The organism is Yoonia sp. R2331 (assembly GCF_041103235.1).
In the GTDB taxonomy this organism is placed as follows: Bacteria; Pseudomonadota; Alphaproteobacteria; order Rhodobacterales; family Rhodobacteraceae; genus CANMYO01.
The window spans coordinates 247417-273813 of the sequence record NZ_JBGCUN010000002.1 but is presented as its reverse complement, the minus strand read 5'-3'; the positions used below and the strand labels follow the sequence as shown (position 1 = coordinate 273813).

The 26397-nt window shown below is 58.0% G+C and carries 28 protein-coding genes; 8 read left to right on the top strand and 20 right to left on the bottom strand.

Annotated elements, in window-relative coordinates; genetic code table 11:
- Positions 1-67 precede the first annotated feature (67 nt).
- Positions 68-1216: a mannonate dehydratase gene (uxuA, locus tag AB3Y40_RS16100; RefSeq protein ID WP_369439900.1), complete on the top strand. Its 1149-nt coding sequence runs from the start codon at positions 68-70 to the stop codon at positions 1214-1216.
- Here uxuA and AB3Y40_RS16095 read toward each other — a convergent pair.
- The 3 genes from AB3Y40_RS16095 to AB3Y40_RS16085 form a co-directional block, all read right to left on the bottom strand.
- Positions 1213-2517 carry a TRAP transporter large permease gene (locus tag AB3Y40_RS16095; protein ID WP_369439899.1) on the bottom strand — a complete coding sequence of 435 codons (1305 nt, stop codon included), beginning with the start codon at positions 2515-2517 and terminating at the stop codon, positions 1213-1215. The two genes, uxuA and AB3Y40_RS16095, sit on opposite strands and share 4 nt — an antisense overlap.
- Before the next feature lie 10 nt (positions 2518-2527).
- On the bottom strand, positions 2528-3055 hold the full coding sequence (locus tag AB3Y40_RS16090) for a TRAP transporter small permease (protein WP_369439898.1): 528 nt from the start codon (positions 3053-3055) through the stop codon (positions 2528-2530).
- 69 nt (positions 3056-3124) lie between these two features.
- The gene (locus tag AB3Y40_RS16085; protein ID WP_369439897.1) at positions 3125-4096 is read right to left on the bottom strand and encodes a TRAP transporter substrate-binding protein; all 972 of its coding nucleotides are present in this window, start codon (positions 4094-4096) and stop codon (positions 3125-3127) included.
- A gap of 331 nt (positions 4097-4427) precedes the next feature.
- On the opposite strand from AB3Y40_RS16085, the gene AB3Y40_RS16080 reads away from it, so the two are divergent.
- Positions 4428-5108, top strand: coding sequence for a GntR family transcriptional regulator (locus AB3Y40_RS16080; protein ID WP_369439896.1), 681 nt, complete (start codon positions 4428-4430; stop codon positions 5106-5108).
- A 5-nt stretch (positions 5109-5113) separates the two neighbouring features.
- Entirely contained in the window at positions 5114-5665 is a 552-nt protein-coding gene (locus tag AB3Y40_RS16075; protein WP_369439895.1) for a redoxin domain-containing protein, read from the top strand.
- Between the two features lie 23 nt (positions 5666-5688).
- Here the strand turns inward: AB3Y40_RS16075 and AB3Y40_RS16070 are convergent, their stop codons facing one another.
- The 6 genes from AB3Y40_RS16070 to AB3Y40_RS16045 all read right to left on the bottom strand — a co-directional run bounded on the left by AB3Y40_RS16070 (position 5689) and on the right by AB3Y40_RS16045 (position 11030).
- Positions 5689-7131 carry a mannitol dehydrogenase family protein gene (locus AB3Y40_RS16070; protein ID WP_369439894.1) on the bottom strand — a complete coding sequence of 481 codons (1443 nt, stop codon included), beginning with the start codon at positions 7129-7131 and terminating at the stop codon, positions 5689-5691.
- A 14-nt stretch (positions 7132-7145) separates the two neighbouring features.
- Positions 7146-8552: a glucuronate isomerase gene (uxaC, locus tag AB3Y40_RS16065; protein WP_369439893.1), complete on the bottom strand. Its 1407-nt coding sequence runs from the start codon at positions 8550-8552 to the stop codon at positions 7146-7148.
- 186 nt (positions 8553-8738) lie between these two features.
- Positions 8739-9176, bottom strand: a complete 438-nt coding sequence (locus AB3Y40_RS16060) for a MarR family winged helix-turn-helix transcriptional regulator (protein ID WP_369439892.1) — start codon at positions 9174-9176, stop codon at positions 8739-8741.
- Positions 9176-10018, bottom strand: a complete 843-nt coding sequence (locus AB3Y40_RS16055) for a carbon-nitrogen hydrolase family protein (protein WP_369439891.1) — start codon at positions 10016-10018, stop codon at positions 9176-9178. Before AB3Y40_RS16055 ends, AB3Y40_RS16060 begins: the two co-directional genes overlap by 1 nt.
- Entirely contained in the window at positions 10015-10272 is a 258-nt protein-coding gene (gene grxC, locus AB3Y40_RS16050; RefSeq protein WP_369439890.1) for a glutaredoxin 3, read from the bottom strand. Before grxC ends, AB3Y40_RS16055 begins: the two co-directional genes overlap by 4 nt.
- Before the next feature lie 35 nt (positions 10273-10307).
- Positions 10308-11030, bottom strand: coding sequence for a double zinc ribbon domain-containing protein (locus AB3Y40_RS16045; protein WP_369439889.1), 723 nt, complete (start codon positions 11028-11030; stop codon positions 10308-10310).
- A gap of 22 nt (positions 11031-11052) precedes the next feature.
- Between AB3Y40_RS16045 and AB3Y40_RS16040 the strand changes: the two genes are divergently transcribed.
- Positions 11053-11883, top strand: coding sequence for a methyltransferase domain-containing protein (locus AB3Y40_RS16040; RefSeq protein WP_369439888.1), 831 nt, complete (start codon positions 11053-11055; stop codon positions 11881-11883).
- Between the two features lie 52 nt (positions 11884-11935).
- A complete protein-coding gene (gene hemH, locus AB3Y40_RS16035; RefSeq protein ID WP_369439887.1) occupies positions 11936-13018 on the top strand; it encodes a ferrochelatase in 1083 nt (360 codons plus the stop codon).
- Here hemH and AB3Y40_RS16030 read toward each other — a convergent pair.
- Complete coding sequence (locus AB3Y40_RS16030; protein ID WP_369439886.1) at positions 13015-13758, bottom strand: DeoR/GlpR family DNA-binding transcription regulator; 744 nt, start codon at positions 13756-13758, stop codon at positions 13015-13017. The genes hemH and AB3Y40_RS16030 overlap by 4 nt on opposite strands.
- Positions 13759-13840: 82 nt before the next feature.
- Here AB3Y40_RS16030 and AB3Y40_RS16025 point away from each other — a divergent pair, with 82 nt between their 5' ends.
- Complete coding sequence (locus AB3Y40_RS16025; RefSeq protein WP_369439885.1) at positions 13841-15004, top strand: MFS transporter; 1164 nt, start codon at positions 13841-13843, stop codon at positions 15002-15004.
- Between the two features lie 4 nt (positions 15005-15008).
- On the opposite strand, the gene AB3Y40_RS16020 is transcribed toward AB3Y40_RS16025, so the two are convergent.
- On the bottom strand, positions 15009-15602 hold the full coding sequence (locus AB3Y40_RS16020) for a L,D-transpeptidase (protein WP_369439884.1): 594 nt from the start codon (positions 15600-15602) through the stop codon (positions 15009-15011).
- A 161-nt stretch (positions 15603-15763) separates the two neighbouring features.
- Between AB3Y40_RS16020 and dalA the strand changes: the two genes are divergently transcribed.
- Positions 15764-16339, top strand: coding sequence for a divisome-associated lipoprotein DalA (gene dalA, locus AB3Y40_RS16015; protein ID WP_369439883.1), 576 nt, complete (start codon positions 15764-15766; stop codon positions 16337-16339).
- On the opposite strand, the gene AB3Y40_RS16010 is transcribed toward dalA, so the two are convergent.
- From AB3Y40_RS16010 to hslO, 8 genes are all read right to left on the bottom strand, one after another.
- On the bottom strand, positions 16336-16812 hold the full coding sequence (locus AB3Y40_RS16010) for a L,D-transpeptidase family protein (RefSeq protein WP_369439882.1): 477 nt from the start codon (positions 16810-16812) through the stop codon (positions 16336-16338). The genes dalA and AB3Y40_RS16010 overlap by 4 nt on opposite strands.
- A 106-nt stretch (positions 16813-16918) precedes the next feature.
- A complete protein-coding gene (locus tag AB3Y40_RS16005) occupies positions 16919-18118 on the bottom strand; it encodes a class I SAM-dependent RNA methyltransferase (RefSeq protein WP_369439881.1) in 1200 nt (399 codons plus the stop codon).
- Positions 18119-19954 (bottom strand): ABC transporter ATP-binding protein, encoded by a 1836-nt coding sequence (locus tag AB3Y40_RS16000; protein WP_369439880.1) that lies wholly within the window; start codon positions 19952-19954, stop codon positions 18119-18121.
- Positions 19951-21798, bottom strand: a complete 1848-nt coding sequence (locus AB3Y40_RS15995; RefSeq protein WP_369439879.1) for an ABC transporter ATP-binding protein — start codon at positions 21796-21798, stop codon at positions 19951-19953. The genes AB3Y40_RS16000 and AB3Y40_RS15995 overlap by 4 nt, the downstream gene beginning before the upstream one ends.
- Positions 21799-21846: 48 nt before the next feature.
- Positions 21847-22425 carry a LysE family translocator gene (locus AB3Y40_RS15990; protein WP_369439878.1) on the bottom strand — a complete coding sequence of 193 codons (579 nt, stop codon included), beginning with the start codon at positions 22423-22425 and terminating at the stop codon, positions 21847-21849.
- Positions 22418-23551, bottom strand: coding sequence for a CCA tRNA nucleotidyltransferase (locus AB3Y40_RS15985; RefSeq protein ID WP_369439877.1), 1134 nt, complete (start codon positions 23549-23551; stop codon positions 22418-22420). Before AB3Y40_RS15985 ends, AB3Y40_RS15990 begins: the two co-directional genes overlap by 8 nt.
- Positions 23548-24141 carry a CoA pyrophosphatase gene (locus AB3Y40_RS15980; RefSeq protein WP_369439876.1) on the bottom strand — a complete coding sequence of 198 codons (594 nt, stop codon included), beginning with the start codon at positions 24139-24141 and terminating at the stop codon, positions 23548-23550. Before AB3Y40_RS15980 ends, AB3Y40_RS15985 begins: the two co-directional genes overlap by 4 nt.
- Positions 24128-25120, bottom strand: coding sequence for an Hsp33 family molecular chaperone HslO (hslO, locus tag AB3Y40_RS15975; RefSeq protein ID WP_369439875.1), 993 nt, complete (start codon positions 25118-25120; stop codon positions 24128-24130). Before hslO ends, AB3Y40_RS15980 begins: the two co-directional genes overlap by 14 nt.
- A gap of 77 nt (positions 25121-25197) precedes the next feature.
- On the opposite strand from hslO, the gene AB3Y40_RS15970 reads away from it, so the two are divergent.
- Positions 25198-25638 (top strand): NUDIX hydrolase, encoded by a 441-nt coding sequence (locus AB3Y40_RS15970; protein WP_369439874.1) that lies wholly within the window; start codon positions 25198-25200, stop codon positions 25636-25638.
- Here AB3Y40_RS15970 and AB3Y40_RS15965 read toward each other — a convergent pair.
- Positions 25627-26364 carry a hypothetical protein gene (locus tag AB3Y40_RS15965; protein ID WP_369439873.1) on the bottom strand — a complete coding sequence of 246 codons (738 nt, stop codon included), beginning with the start codon at positions 26362-26364 and terminating at the stop codon, positions 25627-25629. The two genes, AB3Y40_RS15970 and AB3Y40_RS15965, sit on opposite strands and share 12 nt — an antisense overlap.
- Positions 26365-26397: the final 33 nt, after the last annotated feature.

The window sequence follows — 26397 nt, the reverse complement described above, 5'->3', positions numbered from 1 at the left end:
ACGGTAATCCTGTGTCCAACCCAAACATCTTGGCCACGTCAAAACTTGGAAGAAAGCGAGATTGCTGATGCGGGAAACATGGCGTTGGTTTGGAGAATTTGATCCGATTGAGCTGGCCGAGGTCCGCCAAACAGGTGCGCAAGGCATCGTCAGCGCCCTGCACGCGATCCCTTATGGAGAGGTTTGGCCCCGCGACGCCATTGCCGCCCGCAAGGCCGAGATTGAGCGCGCCGGCCTGACCTGGGACGTGGTCGAAAGCCTGCCGGTTCACGAAGACATCAAACGCGGTGCGGGTGATCTCAGCGGTCTGTTCGACCGGTATCGCCAAAGCCTTGCCAACCTTGCGGCCGAAGGCATCAAGACGGTTTGCTATAACTTCATGCCGATCCTCGACTGGACCCGCACAGATTTGGCGGCGCCTGTTCCGGGGGGCGGGACAGGTCTGCTGTTTTCCGCCGCCAAGATGGCCGCGTTCGAGGTTCACATGCTGGGCCGGGACGAAGCGCAGGATGATTATGATGCAGCCGCTTTGGCAGTCGGGCAGAACTGGTTCGAACACAGCACCCAGCAAGAACGTGACGTGCTTCTTGCGGTTGTCATGGCTGGCCTACCGGGTGCCGTGGACACCTATGACATCGACGGCCTGCGGGCAGTTCTGCAGTCATACGATGGCCTGACTCACGATGATCTACGTGCAAACCTCAAACGGTTCTTGTCGGAAGTGATCCCAGCCGCGACCGAGCTTGGCGTCCATCTGTGCATTCACCCCGATGATCCGCCTCGCGATATATTGGGCCTGCCCCGCATCGTTTCGACTGCAGATGATATAGACTGGATCATGAAGGCCTTCGACGCGCCCGCCAATGGGCTGACGCTCTGCACGGGGTCGCTCGGGTCGCATCCCGACAACAACGTGCCCGCCATCGCACAGACCTTTGGGGCGCGCATCCATTTTGTGCACCTGCGCAATGTCGCCAAACAACCAGACGGATCGTTCCTTGAAAGCGCCCATCTGGCTGGGGATGTGAACTTGGTGGCCGTCGTGGACGAGCTTTTGCAGGCCCAAACCGAACGCGGCACCACCCTGCCGTTCCGCGCCGATCACGGCCATGCCCTGTTGCATGACACCGACCGTGAATTTCAGCCCGGGTACACCCTGATCGGGCGCTTACGCGGTCTGGCCGAATTGCGCGGGATTATCGCCGCGCTCAGTTAGCCATCCGCGAGCAGCCGGTTCACCGTTTCCGGCAGCCACATGGAAATCGCCGGAATAAATGTGATCAGCATCAGTGCCACGAAAATCGCCAGATAGAACGGCCAGATCGTCTTGACGGCCTTCTCCATCGGCAATTTGCCGACGGCGCAGCCCACGAACAAACACGACCCGACAGGCGGCGTACACAGGCCAAGCCCAAGATTGACCAGCAGGACCATGCCGAACTGGACCGGATCCATGCCAAGCGCCATAGCAACGGGCAAGAAGATCGGCGTGCAGATCAGGATCAGCGCGGCCATATCCATGATCATCCCCAGCAACAGCAGCACTGCGTTGATCATCAAAAGGATCAGGATCGGGTTTTCCGTCAGCCCCATCATGAAACCAACCATCATGGACGGCACGCGGTAGTAGGTCAGCATATAGGCAAAGGCCGCCGCACACGCGATGAGGATCATCACCATCGCTGTGGTTTTGACAGACTGGTTGACCGCAATCTTGAAGTTTTCCCAAGTAAGAGAACGGTAGACGATCAGCGTCACAAGAAACGCATAGATCACCCCGAACGCACCGGATTCCGTCACCGTGAACACGCCGGACAGAACACCGCCCACGATGATAACAGCGGTCATCAATCCGGGAATGGCCCCGAAAAAGGCATACATCAGCGCTTCCCATCCGGGGAACCGCTCTGCGCTGTACCCGCGCTTGACGGCGACCAGATAAGCCGCAAGCGCGAGGCAAACGCACATCAGGACACCGGGCACAACGCCAGCCAGAAACAGGCTCGAAATCGACATGCCACTGCCGGCGCCTACCGCAATCGAGTAAATGATCATGTTGTGACTGGGCGGAATGATGATGCCAGCGATTGACGATGTCACGGTGACGTTCACCGCATAGTCCGCGTCGTACCCCTTGTCCTTCATCACCGGGATCAGGATCGAACCAAGAGCCGAGATATCGGCAATCGCCGACCCCGAGATACCCCCGAACAACATAGAGGAAAACACGTTGACGATACCAAGACCACCACGCACCGCCCCAACGGCAGCTTGGGCAAACTTGACCAGACGCATGGCGATCCCGCCATGGAACATCAGCTCACCTGCGAAAATGAAAAACGGTATCGCCAGCAACGAAAATACATTGATGCCCGAGATGATCCGCTGGAATCCAACAACCAAAGGCAAGCCTTCGAACCAGAACGCGGCAATCGCAGAGATGCCCAAAGCGAAGGCCACCGGTGTTCCGAAGGCAACACAGAGGGTGAAAACCCCCAAAAGAAGCGCAAGTCCCATCTAAAGGTCCCTATTCGACACTATCGGCGCGCGTATCGCGCCCCAAAAGCAGCCGTGCCAGATGGCCCAGCGAAAAGATCAAAACCATGCCACCGCAAATCGTCAGCGGAAGCGACCGGAGCCCCTCGGGCAAACCAATCAACGGGATCGCGGTTTTCCATTTGAACATGGTCAACGACGCACCATACCAGATCATCAGGCCGCCAAAGACCGCCATGACCAGATCGGTGAAAAACACCATAACCATGCGCACCCGTGCGGTGACCATTTGGCGCAACATCACGACGGCAAGATGGGTGTGCTCGTAGACGCCAATGCCCGCGCCCAGAAACGCAATCAGCATGATCAAAAGAAGGGAAAGCGGATCAACCCATGTTGGCGTATCGTTCAGGACGTATCGTCCGAACACCTGATAGCCAAGCAAGACAGTCAGCAGCACAAGGGCGCATCCCGCAATGACCCGACACACCGTAACGATGCCGCGAAAAAGCGCATCGATCGGCCCCAGCCCGGTTAGTTTGTTGTCAGAGCTGCTCATGCCCCACCCTTCCATGTGAATGACGCCCAGCCTACAGGCCGGACGTCATTATTTCTTATATTATTTTGATCACTCGGTGGATTGTGCCAGTTCGACCAATTCGGTCATATCTGGGTTCGCAGCAAGGTAGTCTGCGTACACAGGTGCCATCGCAGCCTGGAACGGGCCCTTGTCGGCAATCTCGTTGATCTTGACACCAGCGGCTTCAACCGCTTCGCGGCTGGCTTGGGTCTGCTCTGCCCACAGCTCACGCTGGAAAACCGACGCTTCTTCTGCGGCTGCGACCAAAGCGGCCTGCATGTCTGCGGACAGCGCGTTGAACTTGGCCGTGTTCACGCAGATGCATTCTGGAATGATCAGGTGCTCTGACATTGAATAGTAACCTGCAACCTCAAAGTGGCCAACGGATTGGAACGATGGCAGGTTGTTTTCTGCACCATCCACAACACCCGTGCTCAGCGACTGGTAAACCTCTGCAAAGGCCATTGGTGTACCGTTACCGCCCATCGCGTTCACCATGCCGGTGAACAGGTCGTTGTTCATCACACGAATCTTCATGCCCGCAACATCATCAGGCGAATTGATCGGGCCGGTGTTGTTGTAGAAGGACCGCGCGCCTGCGTCGAACCAACCGATTGGCAGAATGCCCGCTTCACCCATGGCCATTGCAACTTTGTCACCTGCAGGGCCATCCAAAACACGGAACATGTGGTCTACGTCGCGGAAGATGAACGGCAAGGACACAAGGTTCGCTTCTTTCACGATTGGACCAACAGGACCAAGGTTGAAGTTCCCGATATCAATCGCGCCAAGCTGCACTTGTTCCAGTGCATCCGGCTGGCTGCCCAGCACACCGCCGTGGAAAACTTCGATGGTGACTTCGCCGCCGGTCTTTTCAGAAACCAGTTCGGCAAAACGGTCCATTGCGGCCGTATTTGGATGGCCGTCAACGTGGATGTTCCATGCGCGCCAATCTTCGGCAACGGCAGCCGTCGCGCAAAGTGCCAAGGCGGTTGCGACCGCTGGAAGTGTTTTAGACATTATCTTGTTCATTGGTTTCTCCCTGAATGATTAATTTGGCGCGGGTTAGAACGGGCTCGGTTGCAGGCAATGCTTGCCGCCCCTGACGTTCTGAACGTGAAATTTAATCCTCGTCTCTCCCCATGCCTCAACAATCCAAAACAGACTGATCCTCCTAAGTGTCAGACTGCACCAGATTGGGCCATAACGTCGGCGGTGCGCTTGTATAGCCATGTCGCTAATGGAGGACTAGTATCCTAGAATTGTCAAGCGTGTTATGGTTTGTTAGTAGAACCACTCTCGACTACACGTTCTGCGCACGTCCCAGCGGTGGTTTGGAAAAGGACACAAGATGAACGATTACACGGTACTTGACGGGACTCGCTCGACAGCCGACGTGGTCTTTGACCATCTCTTTGAAGAGATTGTCTCGCTGACCCTTTTGCCCGGCACCAAGATTTCCGAAGCCGAGGTCGCCAAACGGTTCGGTGTTTCCCGCCAGCCAATCCGCGACGCTTTTCGGCGTCTGGGCAATTTGAATTTGCTCAGCATCCGCCCCCAGCGCGCCACCGTCGTGCGCAGGTTTTCATTGGCTGAAATTCAGAACGCCCGTTTCCTGCGTCTCTCCGTAGAGCTCGAAGTGGCAGAGCGCGCCTGCGCAATTTGGACCGAAGCCAAGGCAGCAGCCTTGGCGGAAAACATCGAGGCGCAAAGGGCCGCGCTGGAAAATTCCAATACGGCAAAGTTTCATGAATTGGACTACGGTTTTCACAAACTCATCTGTGAAGAAGCCGGCCTCCCCCTTGCCTTTGAAACGATCCAGTCATGCAAGCGTCACGTTGACCGGCTGTGCGTGCTCAGCCTGTCCCATGACGAAGAACGAGAAGACGTCTTGGCCGAACATATCAAAATCTCAGACGCACTGATGCAAAGGGATGCACCACGCACCCGCGCACTATTGCGCAAGCACATTGGCCGTCTTGATCCGGTCATCACGGAAATTCACAATACCCATGCCGACTATTTCCAATAAATCTGATGTCGTCGGCGGACAAAAGAGGACACACCACCATGTCACATGAAAAACCAAACGTTGGCGCTCCTGTCGCGCCGATTGAACTTCCCATGGTCGGCTCAGACCAGACGCGAACAATCGGCGGAACAAAAGACCGTTGGAGCATGGTTTTCATTTATCGCGGTCGGCATTGTCCTCGATGCAAACGCTTCTTGAACAAATTGAACGCAGCATTGTCCCACTGGACAGAGCACATGGATATCGTTGTCGCCTCTGCGGATACGGCAGACAAAGCCGCAGCAGATCTTGCAGAATTCGGCTGGGATTTCGATCTGTGCTACGGGCTGTCAGAACCGCAGATGCGTGACCTTGGGCTTTACGTCTCTTCACCTCTGTCAGAGGCGGAGACAACGCAAAATTTCGCTGAGCCCGGTGCGTTTGGATTGCGTCCAGACGGAACCTTGATGCTTGTCGACATTTCCAACGGTCCCGCCGCGCGCCCCGACCTCGAAGAGTTGCTGGATGGAATGATCTTCAACATCAAAAATGATCGGCCGGTGCGCGGCACGGCTTAGTTTTCTATAGTGACTTCAAAAAGTTATGGATTGCTGGCGGCCCGCTGAACGGCGGCCTTCGCGCCGAGGTTGACCAGATCGTCGTAGGCATCTGAAAGAAGCCGTTGAACCTGTGCATCCTGCGCAAATCGCGGGGCAAAAACATCTTCGACGTCCAGAAGGGCCTGAACCTTCCCCGTGGCAGACTGCGCACTTTCGCTCGTTTTGCGCAGGGTCTGGGCCAACGGGTCACGGACGTCGATGTCGCCCCCATTCTCGTCGACACCGCCCACGTAACGCATCCACCCCGCTACCGCGAGGGCAAGGCCCTTGGGGGACCGGCCTTGTGCCAGATTGTCCGCGAACGTGCCAAGAATCCGCTGCGGCAGTTTCTGACTTCCGTCGGTCGCGATCTGCCATGTCCGATGCCGGATCGCCGGGTCCTTGAAACGTTCCATCAACGTCGCGCAATAGGCTGTCAGGTCCTCACCGTCAGGCTGTGGGACAGTCGGAATGATCTCATCACGCCAGACGTTTTGGCACAGGGCCGCAAAATGCGGATCTGCAACAGTCTCTGCAATGGTGTCGTAACCAGCCAGATAGCCAAGATAGGCAAGCATGGAATGCGCCCCGTTCAGGCACCGTAGCTTCATGACTTCATGCGCGTGGACGGACGTCACCATTTGGGCCCCTACCTTGCCCCACGCTGGTTTGCCTTGGGGAAACCTGTCCTCAATCACCCATTGCCGGAATGGTTCGTGAAAGACGCAGGCCTCATCTTGATACCCTGTCAGCTCTGACAAAACCTTGCGGTCATCCGGCGTGGTAGCCGGTGTGATCCGGTCCACCATCGTCGATGGGAACACAACATGTTCTTCGATCCATCTTGCCAGATCAGCGTCAAACAGGCGGGCGAATGCCTGCACGATGTCCCGCACCAACGCACCGTTGGACGGCAGGTTATCACACGACAGCACAGTGAACGGCGCAACTCCGGCCTTCCGTCTGGCCGCAAGGGCCGCAACAATGAATCCGATTGCCGAGACCGGCGCCTCCAGCCCGGCCAGATCGTGCGCGATATCAGGATGGGTCTCATCAAGCCGCCCGGTTGACGGCGACCGGCAATATCCCTTTTCGGTGATCGTGAGTGATACGATCTTAACCGCGGGGTCAGCCATGGCGTCTACGACGGCTTTCGGGTCCTCTGGCGCGACCAGAACCCCGGCAATGGACTCAATCTGCTTTGGCACCATTCCCTGCCCACCCAAGGTGACAGCCGTATAGGTGCCACCTTGCGGGTTAAGTTGATCGCGCGCTGTCGGGCTGCGCAGGCTGACAGCAAGAATACCCCAATCACCCTTGTCCGTTTCCATCGCTTCATGGGTGTAAACGGCATTGAACGCGCGAAAGAACGCGCCAGGACCAAGGTGGACAATCCCGACTTTTGGCGGCGGGCCACTGCGCGTCAGGCGTGCGTAGTCTGCCATCCGACTCTTTCCCTTCACAATCCGTAGGCTGATTTGGCCAGGCCATAGGCGAGGTCTTGTGCGACCTCAAACGCATCAGCTTCACGCAGGCGGCCCGTTGTCACAAGCGTTGACAGATAGGCGCTGTCGGACCTGCGCGACACATCATGCCGGGCCGGAATAGAACAGAAAGCCCGCGTATCATCGTTGAAGCCAGCGGTGTTGTAGAACCCGCAGGTTTCCGTTGTCGCCTCGCGGAACCGCTTGATGCCTTCGTAGCTGTCAAAAAACCACCATGGCGGGCCAAGTTTCAGCGCAGGATATGCGCCAGCAAGCGGGGCCAACTCTCTGGAATATGCTGTTTCGTCCAAAGTAAAGACGATCACAGTCAAATCGGGTTCCATGCCGACCGCATCCAAAAGCGGCTGCAGCGCACTGACATAGTCGGTCGGGCCCGGAATATCGAAACCCTTGTCCCGTCCATATTCCGCAAAGACCGACGCGCTGTGGTTGCGGCGCGATCCTGCGTGGATTTGCAAGGTCAGCCCGTCCTCAAGGCTCATCTTCGCCATCTCGGTCAGCATCTGGCCGCGGAAGGTGTCAGCCTCTTGCGCGGTGAATGTTCCGGAAACGATTTTCTCAAACAGCGCCTCCGCCTCATGCGCGGGCAGGTTTGCCGTTGTAGCACTTGGGTGCCCATGATCCGACGCAGTGGCACCATGTGCCTGAAAGAACGCCCGCCGTTGGCGGTGCGCGGCAAGGTAGCCCGACCAGGTTGTGGTGTCTTCGCCAGTCAATTCAGCAAAGGTGACAAGGTTCTCACGAAACCCTTCGAAGTCAGGATCAACGACAGCATCGGGCCGATAGGTCGTGATCACCCGGCCAGTCCAGCCGCTCTCAGCAATCTGTTTGTGCCATCGCAGATCGTCCAACGCCCCTTCGGTTGTCGCCAAAGCCGCGATATTGAACGCATCAAACAGCGCACGGGGGCGGAAGGCATCTGTGGCCAGTTGCGCCTCGATCTGTTCATAAATGGCGTCCGCCGTGTCAGACCCAAGCACCGCATCAATGCCAAAGACATGTTCGAACGAATGGTCCAGCCACATGGCGGACGGTGTGCCGCGGAACAGGTGGTAATTTGCTGCAAAACGGTGCCAGATTTTGCGCGGGTCTGCCTCGACCGGACGGCCATCCGCGCGGGCAACACCCAGATCCGCCATCGGTATGCCCTGACTAACCAACATGCGAAACACATAGTGGTCTGGCATGACGAACAAGGCGCTAGGGTTCGGGAACCGCTCATTCTCGGCGAACCATTGCGGATCGCAGTGGCCATGCGGGCTGATGATCGGAAGGTCTGCAGCAGATTGATACAGGCTGCGCGCAAGATCGCGTTGCCGAGGGTCAACAGGAAATAGCCGATCTGGGTCCGTAAGTGCCATAGTCTTCCCATTCAATGAGGTGAAGCCCTGATAGGTGGCGCGCGGGAAGAGGTCAAAGCGGTCGCTGTATAAAGCGACCATGCGGAGCAAACGAATAGGTCAAAAAGACCTCAACGGCTCTTGCATCCTGATCTGAAATCTAAAACCGCGTGCTGCTAAATGAAAACCGGCGCAGCATCTGCGCCCTTATTCGGACAGTTTTGACCGCAGCGCCCGCAATACGGGCAAAGTCGTCTTCACGCGGTCCTCGCCCACGGTGTGGACGACATCGGAAATGATCGGCGCAATCGCCGCCAAAGCTGCATCGCGGGCGGAAAGCCCGGCAGGGCTGATTGACACCATCTTGCGCCGCGCATCATCCCAATCGGGCCGCACATGTACCCAACCCGCCCACTCCAGCTTGGCCAATGTATTCGTCATCGCCCCACGGGTCAGGTGAAACGACCGCGCAAGCTGCGCGGGCGATTTCTCGTTCGTGCTGTGCGCCAAATGGTTCAGCACCATGAAATGCGACAATTCCATCCCTTTGGGCAAAACCCGTGCCACGCTTATCCGCGCTAGCTGATCCACAGCCAACAGTTCTGAAAACAGCGAAACTGCAAGGTTTTGGTTCGAATCCGGCATCAGGGTCCTGTGAACGGGCGGTCATGCGACAGCGACGGAAGGCGGCTGCGTGCTTGTGCCACTTCCGCAAGGTCCAAATCAACCACCGTCACACCTACCGCCGCGCCCGCGTCAGCCAAAACCTTGCCCCAGGGTGAAATCACCATACTATGCCCGTAGGTCTGGCGAGGCTGGCCCGCATTGCCCTGATCCGTCATCGCATGTGTGCCCGTCTGCGCCGCTGCGACGACAAAACATCCGGTTTCTATCGCCCGCGCCCGCAGCAACGGTTCCCAATGCGCGGCCCCGGTGGTTGGCAGAAATGCCGACGGCACCAGCAGCACCTCTGCCCCAGCCTGCGCCAACACGCGGTAAAGCTGTGCGAACCGCAGATCATAACACACCGTCAGGCCCAGTGTGGCCAGCGGGGTTTTCGCAACAACAGCGCGCGATCCGGGCCTATAGCCTGCCGATTCCCGAAATTGCTCGGTCTCGGACACCTGCACGTCAAACATGTGGATCTTGTCATAGCGATCCACAATCTCACCTTGGTCAGAGATCACAATGGACCGGTTCGCAAACCGCCCATCGGCATCTCCGGTCTTCAATGCCAGCGATCCGACGGCAATCCAAACGCCCAGAGTTCGGGCCGTATCACGCAACCCCGCCAAGGTTATGTCGTCCACCTCGCGGGCTAATACCGCCTCTTGCAAAGCGCGGCTGGAGGATACGCCATTGGTGACCTCGGGCGTGCAAATCAGCGTCGCACCGCGGTCCGCTGCCTGCTTCACCAGCGACAGCGTCGTGGTCAGGTTGTCGGCCGGGTTATCACCGACCGACAATTGGATCAGTCCGACCCTCACGCCGCCAAAAGCGGGTCCAGCTTGCCAGCACGATCCAGCGCCGCCATGTCGTCGTAGCCGCCCACATGGGTGGCACCGACAAAGATTTGCGGCACAGTGCGGCCGCCGTTGGCGCGCTGCATCATTTCGGCCCGCTTGGCAGGATCACGGACAACATCAATTTCCTGAAACGACACGCCTTTTGCAGTCAAAAGGCGTTTGGCCATGTGGCAATAGCCACAGGTGGGCGAGGTATAAATTTCAACGGTCTGCATATCTGCATCCTCGGGCAACTTCGGTTGATCCCTAATTAGGCATCCTTGGTCACCCGCGCCAGTGTGAGAACGCAGACCTGCCCTGCGCCAGCGCGCAATGCCGCCTCTGCCGCGGCGGCCAAGGTCGCGCCCGATGTCATCACATCATCAACCACAACGACCTTTCGCCCTTTCATCAAAACGGCGCGGCGCGGGTTATCCGTGATTGCATTCTCTAGCGCGGCAAACCGCGCATCCCTGCTGTGCCCGTCCAACGACTTGGTTTTCACCGGGCGCATCAACGCATCGGCGCAATGTGTAACACCGGCGATCTTGCCGATCTGTTGCGACAGCAACGCCGCCTGATTATAGCGCCGACGAAGCAACCGCGACCAATGCAGCGGCACAGGCACTAAAACCGGATCACCTTCCAGAATGTCGCCCGCACAGCGAACCATCCAGCGGGCCGCCGGAATCGCAAGATCGGTCCGGTCACCATGTTTCAACGCCAGGACCAACCGCCGCCCCTTGTCGCGATACAGCAGTGCCGACCGGCCTTTGACCCAAGGTCGCGCTATGGTCATGCAATCATCGCACTGCACACCTTCGCTCGTGTCGTCCCCAAGCAGCGGTACCCCACAACTGTCGCAAACGGTCCCTTGAATGAACCGCGTCTCTTTCCAGCAATCCGCACACAACCCATGTTCGGACTCGACTGCGGCCTCGCACCCGACGCATTGCGGCGGGTAGATTGCGCGGATCAGACTTTGCATTGCCATCGAACCCTCCTAAATGGGGTGCATGTCCGCCCCGCCTCCCTTGACCGACCGCGCCGCCCTTTTGGCACACCGCAAACGCGCCGCCAAAAACCCGGCGTTGTTCCTGCACGAATGGGTGGCAGACGAGGTTAATGAAAGACTACAAGAGGTTAACAGAACCTTTACCGACATCGCGATTGTCACGCCTTGGCCGCAGGTTTGGATATCGCGGTTTCCAGATGCGCGGATTATTGCGGACGATGACGTGCTGAACCTTGAACAGGCGCGGTTTGACCTCGTGATCCATGCGCTAACGCTGCATTGGGCCAATGATCTGGTCGGCCAACTGGTCCAGTGCCGCCGCGCGCTACGCCCCGATGGTTTGTTCATTGGCACCCTCTTTGGCGGTGAAACCCTGACAGAGCTTCGGACCGCTTTGGCCCAGGCAGAGGTGGCCGTAACCGGCGGATTGTCCCCGCGCATCGCGCCAATGGCAGAGATCCGCGATCTAGGCGGTTTGCTGCAGCGGGCGGGCTTTGCGCTACCGGTTGCAGATTCTGTGACTGTTCCGGTGGAATACGAATCTCCGCTGCATCTGATGCGCGATCTGCGCGCCATGGGTGAAACGAATGCCCTGTCAGATCGGTTAAGATCCTTCACCCGCCGTGAACTGGTTAACAAATTGCAAGACTTCTATGTGCATACAATGTGCATGGATTGTGCACGCTATTTGGCCACCTTCGATGTCGTAAACCTGACCGGCTGGGCCCCTGCCGAAAGCCAGCCCAAACCGCTGCGCCCCGGAAGTGCGAAGGCGCGGCTCGCCGATGCCTTGGGTGTGCCGGAACACGACCCAAACACATCCAAATCATGATGCGTATCGTAAACACTAGGAACCGCGACTTGGGCGGGATATGGAACGGAGCATGACGATGTTCGACGACACCACTCAAGAGCGTCCTGCGACGTGTCCGATGCATGCCCCGGCGGATCATCCGGCGATCAAACCCGCGCGGATCGGCATCCTTTTGGCGAACCTTGGGACGCCTGATGGAACCGACTATTGGTCGATGCGTCGCTACCTGAATGAATTTCTGTCAGACAAGCGCGTCGTTGATTATTCCGCCTGGCTTTGGCAGCCGCTGTTGCAGCTTATCATCCTGACAAAACGGCCTTTTTCCTCGGGTGCTGCCTACAAATCCATCTGGAACGAAGAGGCTGATGAAAGCCCGCTTTTGACCATCACCAAGGCCCAGACTGCCGCTATCAAGGAACAGATGACCGCGCGATATGGTGATGATGTGCGGGTCGATTTTTGCATGCGCTACGGTAACCCATCGACCAAATCGAAGGTCCGCGAAATGGTCGAAGCGGGCTGCCAGAAGATCCTGTTTTTCCCGCTCTATCCGCACTACGCCGGGGCGACGTCAGCCACCGCAAACGACCAGTTCTTTCGCGCCTTGATGGAAGAAAAGTGGCAACCGATTACCCGCACGGTCGAACCTTACTATGCTGATCCGGCTTATATCGACGCGCTCGCCCAATCCATCGAACGAGCCTATCAAGCTGCTGAAACCAAACCGGAAAAGCTGATCTGCTCTTATCACGGGGTGCCGGAACGCTACCTGCGCGAAGGTGATCCCTATCATTGCCAATGTCAGAAAACGACGCGGCTTTTGAAGGAACGGTTGGGCTGGGACGACACCCAGATCGTGACCACGTTCCAAAGCCGTTTCGGGCCAGAGGAATGGCTGAAACCCTATACCGTTCAAGAGGTTGCGCGTCTGGCGGAGGAGGAGGGCGTCAAAAACATCGCCGTCTGCGCCCCGGCCTTTTCTGCCGATTGCATCGAAACGCTGGAAGAGATCAACGAAGAGATCAAGGAAAGCTTCGAAGAGGCAGGCGGTGAGCAGTTTACCTACATTCCCTGCCTCAACGACGACGCTGCGCATATCGACGCGCTTTGCGGTGTAATTGACCGCAATTTGGCAGGCTGGATGCCCAGCTAACCGGGTGTCACCACTGACAAACCCTTTTTACGATAAGGGGTTAGGGCCGATCGGTCCTCTGCAATCAGGCTGTGGACCTTTTCGGTCGGTAAAACCGGAAAGTGCGCGGCAGTTCCCAGCTTTTCCCCAGTGACGGCAATCGCGACCTGATCGCTGAAGGCTGCCATGGTGGCTTTGACTTCCGCCTCGCCTGCGTCAAACGCCGTGACGCCAGCATCGGCATCCAGCCCGCAAGTACCCAGAAACAGCCAATGGGCCTGCAGATTTGTGATCGCGGCGCGGGTCTCGCGGCCAAGGCAAGCGCCTAGGCCGGGGTGATAGTTCCCACCCAACATGATAAGCCGCAGATCGCTGCGCCCGGTCAGCAAATGTGCAATATCTGGCGCGTTGGTAGCAATGGTCAGATTCATGTCTGTTGGGAGAGCGCGCGCAATCGCGGTGTTGGTGCTGCCAGCGTCGATCATCACCGTTTGCCCCGGCTGCAATAGGGTCACCGCCGTCTGCGCCAACCGGGTCTTTTCTGCCGAAAGATGATCGTGCCGTACCGCCAGTTTACCGGCCGAGGGCGCAACAGCCCCGCCATAAACCCGCTGACACAGGCCCGCCGATGCCATCTGTCGCAAGTCACGTCGGATCGTATCCTCTGACAGGTCAAATCGCTGCGCAAGGTCTCGCGCGATGACGCGGCCTGCGCGGTCAAGTTCGCTTTGGATGATCTGTTTGCGCTGGGCAGTCAGCATTGTGGCCCTTTCGAAGTGCAATGATGTCTTGCACGTTCTGCACGTTTATGCAAGTTACTACCGAAATTTGAAGGGTCTTCCCATGACGCTCTCGTCCCACCTTGCCCCGCATCAACGTGTTTTTGCGTCGTTTGCGATATATGCCTTCGGACTTGGTCAAATCTACCCACGCCTACCCGCCGTAAAGGACCAAATGGGCATTGAAGAGGGTGCATTGGGTCTTGCCCTGATGGGCTTGGCGCTTGGCACGCTGATCGCCTTGACGTTTGGTGCCTCTGTTGTCGAACGATTGGGTCATCGACGCACAGTGTTGTGGCTGACGCCTGCACAATCGGTGCTTTTTGCGATTGCAATTTTCGCACCGGGGCCCGTTGCGCTGTTCCTCTTGTTGATCCCAGCTGGGTTAACCATCGGCGCGCTTGAGATTGTCATCAACGTGGAGGCTGACCGGACAGAGGCCGAGCTTGGCCGCCGGATCATGAACCGCGCCCATGCGTTTTGGAGCATCGGGTTCTTTGGCGCAGGTATCTTTGGTGCGCTGATGGCCCAGATAGGTATTTCGCCGCAGCTTCACATGATACTTGTTGTGCCTTTGGTCACAGGGGCGATTTGGCTTCTGTTGTCCGACTTTCAGCCGGCTTCGAAACGCGGAACAGATACCAATGGCGATGCGCCAACCTTTGCGCGGCCAAGCCGTGCGATTTTGGTGCTGGTTGGGATCTCAATCTCAGCGATGCTGCTTGAAGGTGCTTCGATTGATTGGTCGGCAATCTACATGGTGTCTGTCTTTGCGACCGCACCTTTCATGGGTGGCCTTGCCATTGCTGCAGCGGCGCTGTCCCAGGCGGTGGTACGCTATTTCGCTGACCGTTTTGTCGATCGGTTCAACCCTGTGCGGGTTGCGCGCACTATGCAGGCGATGATGGCGCTGGGTGTGGTCGCGGTCTTTATTGCCTGGCATCCGGTGGTCGGATTGATCGGGTTCGGCCTGATTGGGGCGGGCACAAGCGTGATGTTCCCGCTGACCATGTCAGCTGCCGCGCAGCGCAGCGACCGCCCCGCCGCTGTCAATGTGGCAGCTTTGGCACAGTTTTCGTTTGTCGCATTTCTTCTCGGCCCGCCATTGCTGGGCTTTGTCGCAGAGCACTTCGGCCTGCGCTGGACCTTCGGTGTAGGCCTGCCGCTGGTCTTAATCAGCATGGCACTGTCAGGCGCGCTGGAACCCAAAAAGGTGGAGTCGCCTTAACGGCTCAGATCAGCAGGACCTGCGTGCCGACACCGGTCATCGAAAAAAGTTCGGCGATATGTTCATTGTAAAGCCCGATGCAGCCATTTGATGACCGCCGCCCAATCTTGCGCGTATCGTGCGTGCCGTGGATGCGGTAATACTGCCACGACAAATAAAGCGCGTGCGTGCCCAGCGGATTGTCTGGTCCGGGGCCAATGTATTCGGGCCACTCTGGATTGCGTTCGCGCATCGACGGGGTTGGGCGCCAATCGGGTCCTTCCACCTTGCGGATCACTTCAGTCCGGCCTTTGCGAGTGAGATCCTCGGTCAGCGGAACTGATGTGGGATACAGCTTGTAGATTGATTGATCCTCGGACCAGAAATGCAGCGCGCGACTTTGCAAGTCACATAGGATCGCACCACCTTTCAGGCTGCTGAAATAGGGCTGCCAATCCAGCGAGCGAAAGCTTGAGATGTTGCGCTGCACAGCGCCGCTGATGTCGCCCTCAACCTCGGTGCTGCCTGCGGTCTGGGCCACTGCACCACTGCCCACAACGGCAGCAGAGGCGGCCAAGAAGCCACGGCGTGACAAGTTGCTCTTTTTGTCCTCGTTCATCACACAATCCTTTCGGCGGATATCGGTTTGCGGTCATCTAAGCACTTGCCCTGCGCCCCGCAAATCAAAGATATGTCAGAACGGCAGGCCATTGCCGATGTGTGTTTGATGTGCCGCGCCCAAAACGCTAAGACAGGCGAAAGTTAAAGGTGGATCAGGCAATGTTGCGACGTGAAGTGTTGATGGGGCTGGGCGCCTTTGGTCTTGCAGGATGCGCGGGAAATACATCCGACCGGATTGGTCCCGATGGGCTGCCGTTGCCGCAAGTCTACAACATTGGACCGGAAGACACCGACGACATCCAGTTTCGGATGCTCGATAGCATTAACACACTGCGCGGGGCGGCGGGTGTGCCGCCGGTGGCGCTTGATTCCCAACTGAATGCCGCTGCCGCAACTCATGCACGCGATATGTCGATCCAGAACCGCCCTTGGCTGTTTGGGTCTGACGGATCATCGCCACTTGACCGTGCGCGGCGCGTCGGATTCCGGGGTCGCGTAACCGGTGAGAACATTTCCGAAAGCTACGAGACAGAGCTTGAGACCTTGGCTGCATGGATGCGCCAACCGGATACCCGTGCCGTTGTGCTTGATGCGCAAGCGCGGCGCATGGGGTTTGCCTGGTTTCAAGAGCCTGCGGGCAAGCTGTGGTGGACGCTGACAATGGGCAGCGACCCCGCACTGACCCAGCCAATCCCGTCATCCAGCCCTTTCACAACGCCTGCAGTGACGAACTAAGGGTAAATGTAGACGAGGGTGCCGTTCTTCACCATCGCGTACATCTCTTCCATCTCTTCATTGGTCACCGCGATACACCCCCAGGTCCAATCGCTTTCGCCGACATATTCGTCAGGCGTGCCGTGAAAGAAAATGTCGCCGCCTGGGCTGTGACCCATTGCCTTGGCCTTCGCGATATCATCGGCATTGGGGTAAGAAATTCCAAGTGACAGATGAAAGCGGCTCGCAGGATTGCGTCTGTCGATCCGGTAGGCACCTTCTGGTGTTCTCCCGTCGCCCTCGATCTCTTTGTGACCTTCGGGCGAGAAGCCAAGCTCAAAGCGGTAGGCGGCAAGCTGCGTATCGTTGTGCAAAAGCTGCATCACGCGCGCGCCCTTGAACACCTGAATGCGGGTGACTTCCGGTCCGTTGTAACGCCTGAACTTCGATGGTGTACACGCCGTCACGAGCGCGGAAACCGCGCCCAAAAGCATGAAACGTCTTGAAAAAAACTGCACTGTCCTGCCCCGGTCTTTGCCGATTTGGCATGTTCATACAACAAAACAGCCGCCCAAGGTAGCAATCAGTGCGCGTAGGTCATCACGGACGTGTGAATTGTGCCGAGACCTCGACATGGGTGGACCAGCGGAACTGATCCACCACCTGAACCCAGTCCAAAGCAAAACCCGCATGCACCAAGGTTGCGGCGTCGCGGGCAAAAGTGACCGGATTGCATGACACCATCGCGATACGTGGCACATCGCTTTGCGAAAGCGGCTTCATCTGCGCCTCGGCACCGGCGCGTGGCGGGTCGATGACGACGGCCTCAACATGGCGGAACTCATCAGGTTCCAGTGGGCGGCGGAACAGATCACGTGTCTCGGTGGTGACCTGTTTAAGACCTTGCGCATTGCGCCAGCCGCGATCAAGCGCTGCGAGCATCGCATCTTCGCCTTCAACGGCGTGGACCTCTGCGCGTTCAGCAAGTGGTAGAGTGAAGGTACCGCAACCGGCAAAAAGGTCAGTGATGCGACTTGCACTGCCGACTGCGTTTTGCACGGCCTTCAAAAGGGCCGCTTCACCATCAGCGGTGGCCTGCAGAAACGCGCCAGGCGGCGGCGTGACATCTGCTGCGCCAAAAGTCTGATGTGGTGGATGCATTGTGACAACGGGTTCATCCATCCACGTCAGTCGCGCGACGGGTTTGCCTTGGACAAAACTCGCCAGCTTGATGCGTAGATCCGGCGTCAGGGGCAGCTCTGTTCCGATGTGGATATCTGCGCCTGCCACGCTATCGGTGACGGTCAACGCGATCTCGGCTTTGCGGGACGCCGCGATGACCGTCAGTTGTTCTAGCTGAGGGAAAAGCGCCACCAGCGCTGGCGTCAACAATTGACAATCGGGCACCTGGATCAGGGTATCCGACCCGCGCCCATGAAAACCCACCATTGCCCCCTTTTTGGTGCGTTTGCCCGCAAGCTTTGCACGGCGGCGCGACCTTGGCGGAGAGGTATGAACTGGCAGAAAATCGGGCGCCAACCCATGCGCGGCCAGCGCCTTTTGCACGATCGAAAGCTTCCAATCGCTTACAAAATCATCCGCTGCGTGTTGCATCGCGCATCCGCCGCAGCTTTTGAAATGGCGACATGGCGGCGCGACACGTACAACCGACGGCGTCAGCACCCTGACCGCATCATCGGCCACCTCAATCTGCTCGCCCGGTAGAACACGCGGGACAAAGTCACCCTGATCGGTGCGGCCCATGCCAAGATGGGTCAGGCTTTCGACGGTCACAGACATCTATTCGGCAGCGTCCTTGATATTGATGAATCCACCCGACTGCCTATTCCAGTAGCGGGCATAGAGCCCGCCCTGTGCCAGCAGATCGGCATGTGTGCCCTGTTCTGCAATGCGGCCTTCGTCGAGCACCACGATCCGGTCCATCTGATTAAGTGTGGACAGGCGGTGCGCAATCGCGATCACGGTCTTCCCTTCCATGACGCTATCAAGAGCTGATTGAATGCTCGCCTCCACTTCGGAATCAAGCGCCGACGTAGCTTCGTCCAGCACCAGAATAGGCGCATCTTTCAGGATGGCCCGCGCGATAGCGATCCGTTGTCGCTGGCCGCCAGACAGCTTCACGCCACGTTCACCCAGATGGGCCTCGTACCCTTCGCGGCCAGCAAAATCGCGCAGGTCACGGATGAAATCATCGGCCTCGGCCCGTCGCGCGGCATCATAGACCGCTGCGTCTTCTGCATCGGGTTGGCCATAAAGAATGTTGTCTCGGGCAGAGCGGTTGAACATCGCTGTTTCCTGCGTGACCATCCCGATCTGCCGCCGCAGGCTTTCCTGTGTCACTTGCGAAACATCTTGCCCGTCAATCAGGATGCGCCCGGTCTCGGCATCATAAAGCCGCAAGAGCAAGGCGACCAAGGTCGATTTACCGGCACCAGAGGCACCAACGATCCCCAGCTTTTCACCCGGTTTGACATGGAGCGACACACCATTCAAACCGCCATTCCCTCCGCCGTAGGTGAACAAAACATCGTCCATTCTAATTGCGCCATCGGTAACAGTCAGCGTGCCAGCATTCTGCGCATCAACCAAACCATGCGCCGGCGAAAGGGTGCGAATGGCGTCCTCAAGTTCGCCCACGTTGGCGTACATTCCCATCAGTGTGAAACTGACCCAACCGGTCATTTGCGCAAGCCGCAATCCAATCGTGCCCGCCACGGCGATATCACCGGCGCTGGCCGCGCCCGTGGTCCAGAAGTAGAGCGTTGCTCCGGTCAAGATCAGCGGCAGCGCCCCCGCCAAGGTCATCAGGCAGAACCGGAACGACGCGGCCATCCAGCCAAACTGGACCGAGACTTGCCGCAGATCATCCAGTGCACGCAGCGCGGCCTGATCCTCGTATTGTGCATGGGCGAACAGTTTGACCGTCTTGATATTCGTGATCGTGTCCACGATTTGCCCTGTCACCATTGCGCGTTTTGCCGCCCTGGCCTTGGACCGGACGCGGATGCGCGGCATGAAAAAGCGGATCATCGCGACATAGGCGACGACCCAAATCGCCAACAATCCCGCAGAGCGAACATCGAGCGTCAGCATCAAGAGAACCGACCCAATGAGCGATGCCAGCGCAAAGAAAACAGTGTGGATCATTTCCACAACCAGATCTGTACCAGCGCGGGCCGCTTGCCCCTGTTTTGTCGCGATGCGACCAGCAAAATCGTCGTCAAAGAAACTGACCGACTGACCCAACGTGTGACGATGCAGCCGTGTCATAATCTGGTTCATCAAGGCCGGAGCAACAACGACCGATTGCAGCACGCCTGACGCACCGAGGATGACCGGACGCAAGAGCATGAAAAAGGCCGCAACACCCAGCATTAGACCCACATTCTGGGAAAAGAACGCAGAAGGATCACCGGCAAGGGCAGCGTCAATAACAAGGCCAAGGATCAGGGCCGACGCGACCTCAATCGCGCCACCGAATGTGGAAAAGATCGCACCGACACCGATGTATTTGAACGACCCTGAAAAGGCCCAGTGCATGAAAGGCACTAACCGGTTGGGCGGAGGACCATCAGCCGGTGCAAAGGAATCGATCAGTTCTGACAGCTGCTTCATTCTGCCGCCGCCCGGTCGTGTCCCAGAAACCCGCCCGATTGCCGGGCCCAGAACCGCGCATATTGACCATCGGCTGCCAGCAGGCTGTCATGGGTGCCGTCTTCGATGATCCGACCCTGTTCCATCACGATGATCCGATCCATTTGCGCGATGGTCGACAAGCGGTGGGCAATTGCGATCACTGTCTTGCCCTCCATCATACCGCGGAGCGTCGATTGGATCGCCGCTTCCACCTCTGAGTCGAGGGCCGAGGTCGCTTCGTCCAGGATCAGGATCGGTGCATCTTTCAGGATCACACGCGCCAGCGAAATGCGCTGACGCTGGCCGCCCGACAGCTTTACGCCGCGTTCGCCCACTTTCGCGTCATAGCCTTTGCGACCCTCATTATCCTCCAGTTCCAGAATGAAATCATGGGCCTCCGCCTGTTTGGCGGCGGCAATCATCTGGTCCTCTGACGCATCCGGGCTCCCATAAAGAATATTGTCGCGCACGGACCTGTGCAGCAATGCACTGTCTTGTTGCACCATCCCGATGGCGCTGCGCAGGCTGTCCTGGGTCACGCCCGCAACGTCCTGATCGTCGATCATGATGCGCCCGCGCTCGGAATCGTAGAACCGCAGGATGAGTTTGATCAGGGTCGATTTCCCGGCACCAGACGTGCCAACCAGCCCCACCTTTTGACCGGGTTCAATGGTCAGATCAATCTGATCCAAACCTCCGGTTTGCTTGCCATAATGATGCGACAGACCTTCGATCCTGATTTGGCCTTTGGAAACGTTCAATGCGGTCGCTGCCTGCTTATCAACCAGCGTGATCGGCTGCGCGATGGTCTCCATCCCCTCGGACACGATCCCGAGGTTTTGGTAGAAATTGGAAACCGCCCACATGATCCAACCACTCATCCCGTTCAGGCGCAGTGTCATCGCTGCAGCGGCGGCAACTATGCCAACGGTGGCCGCATTGGTGGACCACAGCCAGATCGCCCAGCCGACAACGCCAAGCACAAGAATCCCGTTCAGCAGGATCAGCGCAATATCCATGATGGAATAGAGGCGCATCTCGCGCATGAAGGTCTGGCGAACAGTTTCAATAGCGTCTTTTGCATAGGCCAATTCGCGGTCGTGGTGGGCAAACATCTTGACCGCATGGATGTTGGTGTAGCTGTCCACAACCCGGCCAGTCACCGCGCTGCGCGCATCTGAAGCGGCCTTGGACGCGGGCGCAATCCTGAGGATCACCCAGCGCAACAGCACCAGATAAGGCACCAGCCAGAACAACATTGGAATCAGCAACCGGGCGTCCGCGTTCGACAAAAGGATCGCCGCACCGATGAGATAGGCGATGGCAAAAGTAATGGCATCAAAGACCTGAAAGACGGCTTCGCCTGCCGCCCCCGGCGTCTGCATGACCCGGTTTGCGATGCGCCCGGCAAAGTCATTTTCAAACCAACCCACAGACTGGCGCAGCACTTGCCGGTGGGACCGCCAGCGGACAACGGCGCCAAAATTCGGCAAGATGGTATTGTTCAACAACGCCACCTGAACCGCCTGCACTGCAGGCCGCAGCGTTAACATGAACAGGGCAACCAGCGCCAGTTCCCACCCGTTCTCGGCCCAGAATTTGCCTGGTTCGACATCACCCAGTGTATCGACAAGCTGCCCCATGTAATACAGCAGCCAAATCTCGATCGCTGCGATGATGATCGACGTCAGTGCCGTCCAGACAAAGATCTTTTGAAATGGCCGCGCGTATTGGCGCAGAAACGGGGCAAGTTTCTGCGGCGGGTGGTCGGTCTCCTCATACGGCGTATAGGGATCGACGAGGCTTTCGAAATATCGAAACACGGGGGAGAGGCCTCTGCCATTCAGACACCTCATATAGCGTGGATCAGATCAGAGGAAAACCAGCACTGAGAAAACGATCAATGCAACGGCCATGATCCGCATAAATACTTGCCACAACGCAGGCGTTTGCAACAAGCGTGACAGCAGGTGCCCGGCAAATGTCCAGAATGTGCAGACTGCCAGATTGAGGCTGGCGAATGTGACCGAGAGAATCTGCGCCTGCACCAAAGGTGGCTCATCTGCGATATAGGCGGTTGCCGAAAGCGCCACTGCCCAGACCTTTGGGTTGACCCATTGGAACAGGATCGCCTCGACCAGCGTGAAAGGTCGGTCTGAATCGTCAACATCGGCAGGCCGGGCGTGCCATAGCCGATTGGCCATCAGTAAAATCCAAGCGCAAGCCGCGATTTTCAGAGCAATTGTCAGAACCGGTGCCGCTTGCAACACAACACCGACGCCAAAGCCGGTGACGGCGGCTGTGATCCCAACGCCCAGCGCCACGCCTAAGATGTGCGGTACAGTTGCCCGGACCCCAAAACGTGCACCAGACGCCGTAAGCAGGATGACATTTGGACCCGGCGAAAACAGGCCAAAGAAGACAAAGCCGATCAGTGCAAGATCAGGCAAGCAACTCGTCCTTGGTCAAGGTAAAGTCCGACGCGATCCATCGCGCCTCTGCCGCTTGCAACGCTTGGCCCAATGCCGAACCGCTTAGACCCGGCATCAGATCGGAAGCCGATATGGGGAACGTCTGGGTCGCAGCAAATGCGATTGATTTTGCCTTGGCCCGCGTCACGGTTTGACCGGTGCTTGCCGCGCATACCATCAGGCGATCAAGACCGACGTCTGCACCGTGACGGTATGCCAGTTCTTTCGGGGCGGTGTCGCTTTGGATCAAGCCCAACCGATTGGCTTGGTTCTTTGAAAGGCGCAACCGTTCGGTGTCGCCACCCATCGCCGCAAGTCGACGGATCGGGTCGGGCGGGGCATCAATGCCTTGTTCGACATGTACCAGAACTGGCAGCACCTCGGTCGAGGCGCCCCGCAAGACGCGCAACAAGACTCCGCTAGACGCCATCGCAGCCACCGCTGGTGACGGGTCAGGCGCGGATAACAGTTTGAGCATCTCCTGCCCGATCCGTTCAGCAGAAAGGCTGTCTAACCCGTCAACGCCTGCTGCACAGGCGGCCAAGCCATCCGCATCAATCCTCTGCGTTGGGTCCGCGTAAAATGCCGTGAACCGAAAGAACCGCAGGATGCGCAGGTAATCTTCGGCAATGCGGCGGTCGGCATCTTCAATGAATCGGACTCGACCAGCTTGCAGGTCAGGCAGGCCACCCAGTGGGTCCTGCACTTGACCATCAGCCCCAGCATATAGCGCGTTCATCGTAAAATCGCGCCGCCGGGCATCGTCGGCGATATTCTTGGAAAAGGCGACCACAGCCCGCCTGCCATCGGTTTCAACATCTTTTCGAAAGGTCGTGATCTCAAACGGAACGCCGTCGCAAATGATTGTTACGGTCCCGTGTTCGATACCTGTTGGCACAGCGCGCAGTCCAACCGTATCGGCGCGGTCCATCACCTGTTCCGGCAAGGCATCGGTTGCAATATCCAAATCACTGACTGGCACATCAAGCAGAGCGTTACGCACGCAGCCGCCTACAAACAACGCCTGAAATCCAGCGTCTGCCAGCATTTTGCAAACCTGCTGTGAAGCTGCATCGGTCAGCCAAGGCGCAGTGATCCGGGTCATGACATCCGATCCGCCAGACTGCGCAGGATACGCGCCGTCGCGCCCCAAATGTAATAGGGCCCAAAGGGTACGGTGTAGTAGTAGCGCGCCCGACCCTGCCAATGACGGGATTGGATCAGATAATTTAAAGGGTCGGTGACATGGGCGATTGGAACCTCGAACACTTCGCTGACTTCTCCCTCTTCAGGGATCGGGTCAAAGTCACCCTCGATCAACGCAACCACTGGCGTCACCTGATAGCGGGTCACGGTTTCATGCGGCGGCAAAGTGCCAAGGACACGCACTTGGTCAGGGTTCAAGCCAATCTCTTCCCGTGCTTCCCTCAGGGCGGCGGCAGTCGCATCACTGTCTTCGGGGTCTTGCCTGCCACCGGCAAACGCGATCTGTCCTGGATGATGCTTCAGCCGGGCAGAGCGTTTGGTCAACACAACCTGCCCACTGACCGCTCGCACCCCGATCAACACCGACGCAGGTGTCAGCTTGCGGGCCGCTGGCAAGGCGATATCGCTATTGAGGTCATAGTCAGAAGAGGCGCGGCCCGGTGCGGACAACGCCCCTTTCAGGCGACCTTCAAGATCAGGCCCCGTCACCTGTCGCCTCAAACCCCAGCGTGTGCGGCGCAAATTCGTAATGCGCACCGCAGAACTGACAATCGGCAGTGACGATGCCTTCGTCTGTGGTCATATGGGCAATGTCCTTGGCCGAATAGATCGACAGGCTTTGCCGCACTTGATCATCCGAACAGCTGCATCCAAACGTCACCGGTTGCGGGTCAAAGACGCGCGGCTGCTCTTCGTGGAACAGGCGCACCAATAACTCGGTCGGTTGAACGGACGGGCCGATCAACTCTATCTCTTCGACGGTGTCGAGCAGCGTGTTGGCGCGGGTCCAGTTTTCACCTTCATCCGCATCCAGAATGTCGGACGCTTCAAGCAAGCCACCTTCACCCGTTCCGCCGTCGGCAGCCACATGAGGCGAGGCCTTGGGCATATGCTGCAGCATCACGCCACCGGCCCGCCAATGCTCGCCTTCGCCCGGCAATGTACTGCGCCCATAGGTCAGCGAAAACCGCGTCGGAATCTGCTCCGACTGGGCAAAGTAAGTCTCTGCACAGGCCGCGAGTGATCCACCGGCAATGGGCGTGATGCCCTGATAGGGTGCAGTGCCTTCGCCTTGGTCGATGAGAATGGCAAAGTATCCGTCGCCGATCTGGCTGAACGGATCCGCATCATGATCCAGACGTTCCGCATCAAAGCTGGCATAGGCCCGCATCCGTGCTGGTTTACCGTCTTCGGTTGGACCATAGTAGTCGGTCGCGATGATCCGGGCCGCGCCATTGCCGCGCACCTGCAACGACAGCTTCCAACGCAGCTTGATCGTTTGCCCGATCAAGGCCGTCAGCAGGGCCATCTCGGCCACGAGTCCTTCGATCAGGGGTGGATAGTCGTGTTGCTTCAGTACGTTTTCCAACACCCCGTCAAGGCGCGCGACGCGCCCCCGGATGTCAGAGGCATCCAGTTGGAAAGGCAGGACCGTATCGTCCCATGCTATTTGAGAGCCGATGCTCATGGGGTTTCCTAACGTGTCGGGAATTGGCATATCGCGCCTATATAGGCAGAGCAAGGCAAGGTCCAAGGGGGCAAGCTATGATCAGGCGGTATGGCAGCGCCCCGATTGCAGGGCAACGGTATCAAGTGCGGGCCGGGGCCTATGCGGTTTTGCCACGCGATGGGCAGGTTTTGCTGACGTGGCAGGACGATCCGCACTATGAATTGCAGCTGCCCGGCGGCGGCATTGACCCCGGCGAAGGGGCCATTCAGGCGCTCCACCGCGAAGTGTTTGAGGAAACCGGTTGGCGCATCGCCCGGCCCCGGCGGCTGGGCATGTTCCGCCGTTTCACGTTTATGCCGGAATACGACATGTGGGCCGAGAAGGTCTGCCACATCTTCACCGCCCTGCCCGTGCGGCGGCTGGGCCCCCCGTCAGAGCCGAGCCATACGGCAGTCTGGGTGCCACCGGAGTTTGCGGTTGAGAATGTGTATAACGAAGGCGACGCGGACTTCGTGGCGCGGCATTTACTGGGGTAGATCGCGCCCTTCGACAAGGTGGCCGTATAGAGTTGTCAGCATGCTGATCCCCAGCAACAGGGTGAACCATTGCAGGACCAGCGAAAGAATGTCTGCCACGCTAAGGCTCATAAAACTGATGGACTGAATCGCGTAGCTCAGGCCGATTTGCAGCACCGACAGGATGATGATCACCCCGATTAATGTGCGGCCGATATCTGACGTCGCATCGACGGATTCAGATATCGTTATCGGTTTGCCGACCGACGCCGCGGGCAGAACCAAGGCAAGCCGAAACCAGATGATCCCGATTATGATATTGATCAGGATCGACCAAAGCGTCGTGATGATGAAAAACGACCCCGTCAGCTGTACAAGTGGCAGGACGATCAGTGAGCTGATGAAGCTCATGATAAAGAAGAACACCACATAGATCAGACCGACCTGAAGCAACCGCCAGACATAGCGCCAGACCGGTCGGTTTTTGAGCGCAGGGAAGAATCCCGGCTCTTCCTCTAGCAAGACAAAGCGGTGCCAAGTCACGGCGACCCATGACAAGACAAAGACCACAAGCGGGAGTAAGATCAGGATGAGCAAGAGGGCCGTTTGCATGCTCTCGGGCCCCATCGGGAAATTCGCGAGCGCGTCGCGTCGCAGCCAGATCAAGAGGCCTGCCGCGCCCGCCAGAACCGCAAACGGAACAAAAGTCGCTTTGAACGCGGGCCACAGATTGCGGAGAATAAGCATGATTGCATGCTTGACCAATTGAAATGCCATCGC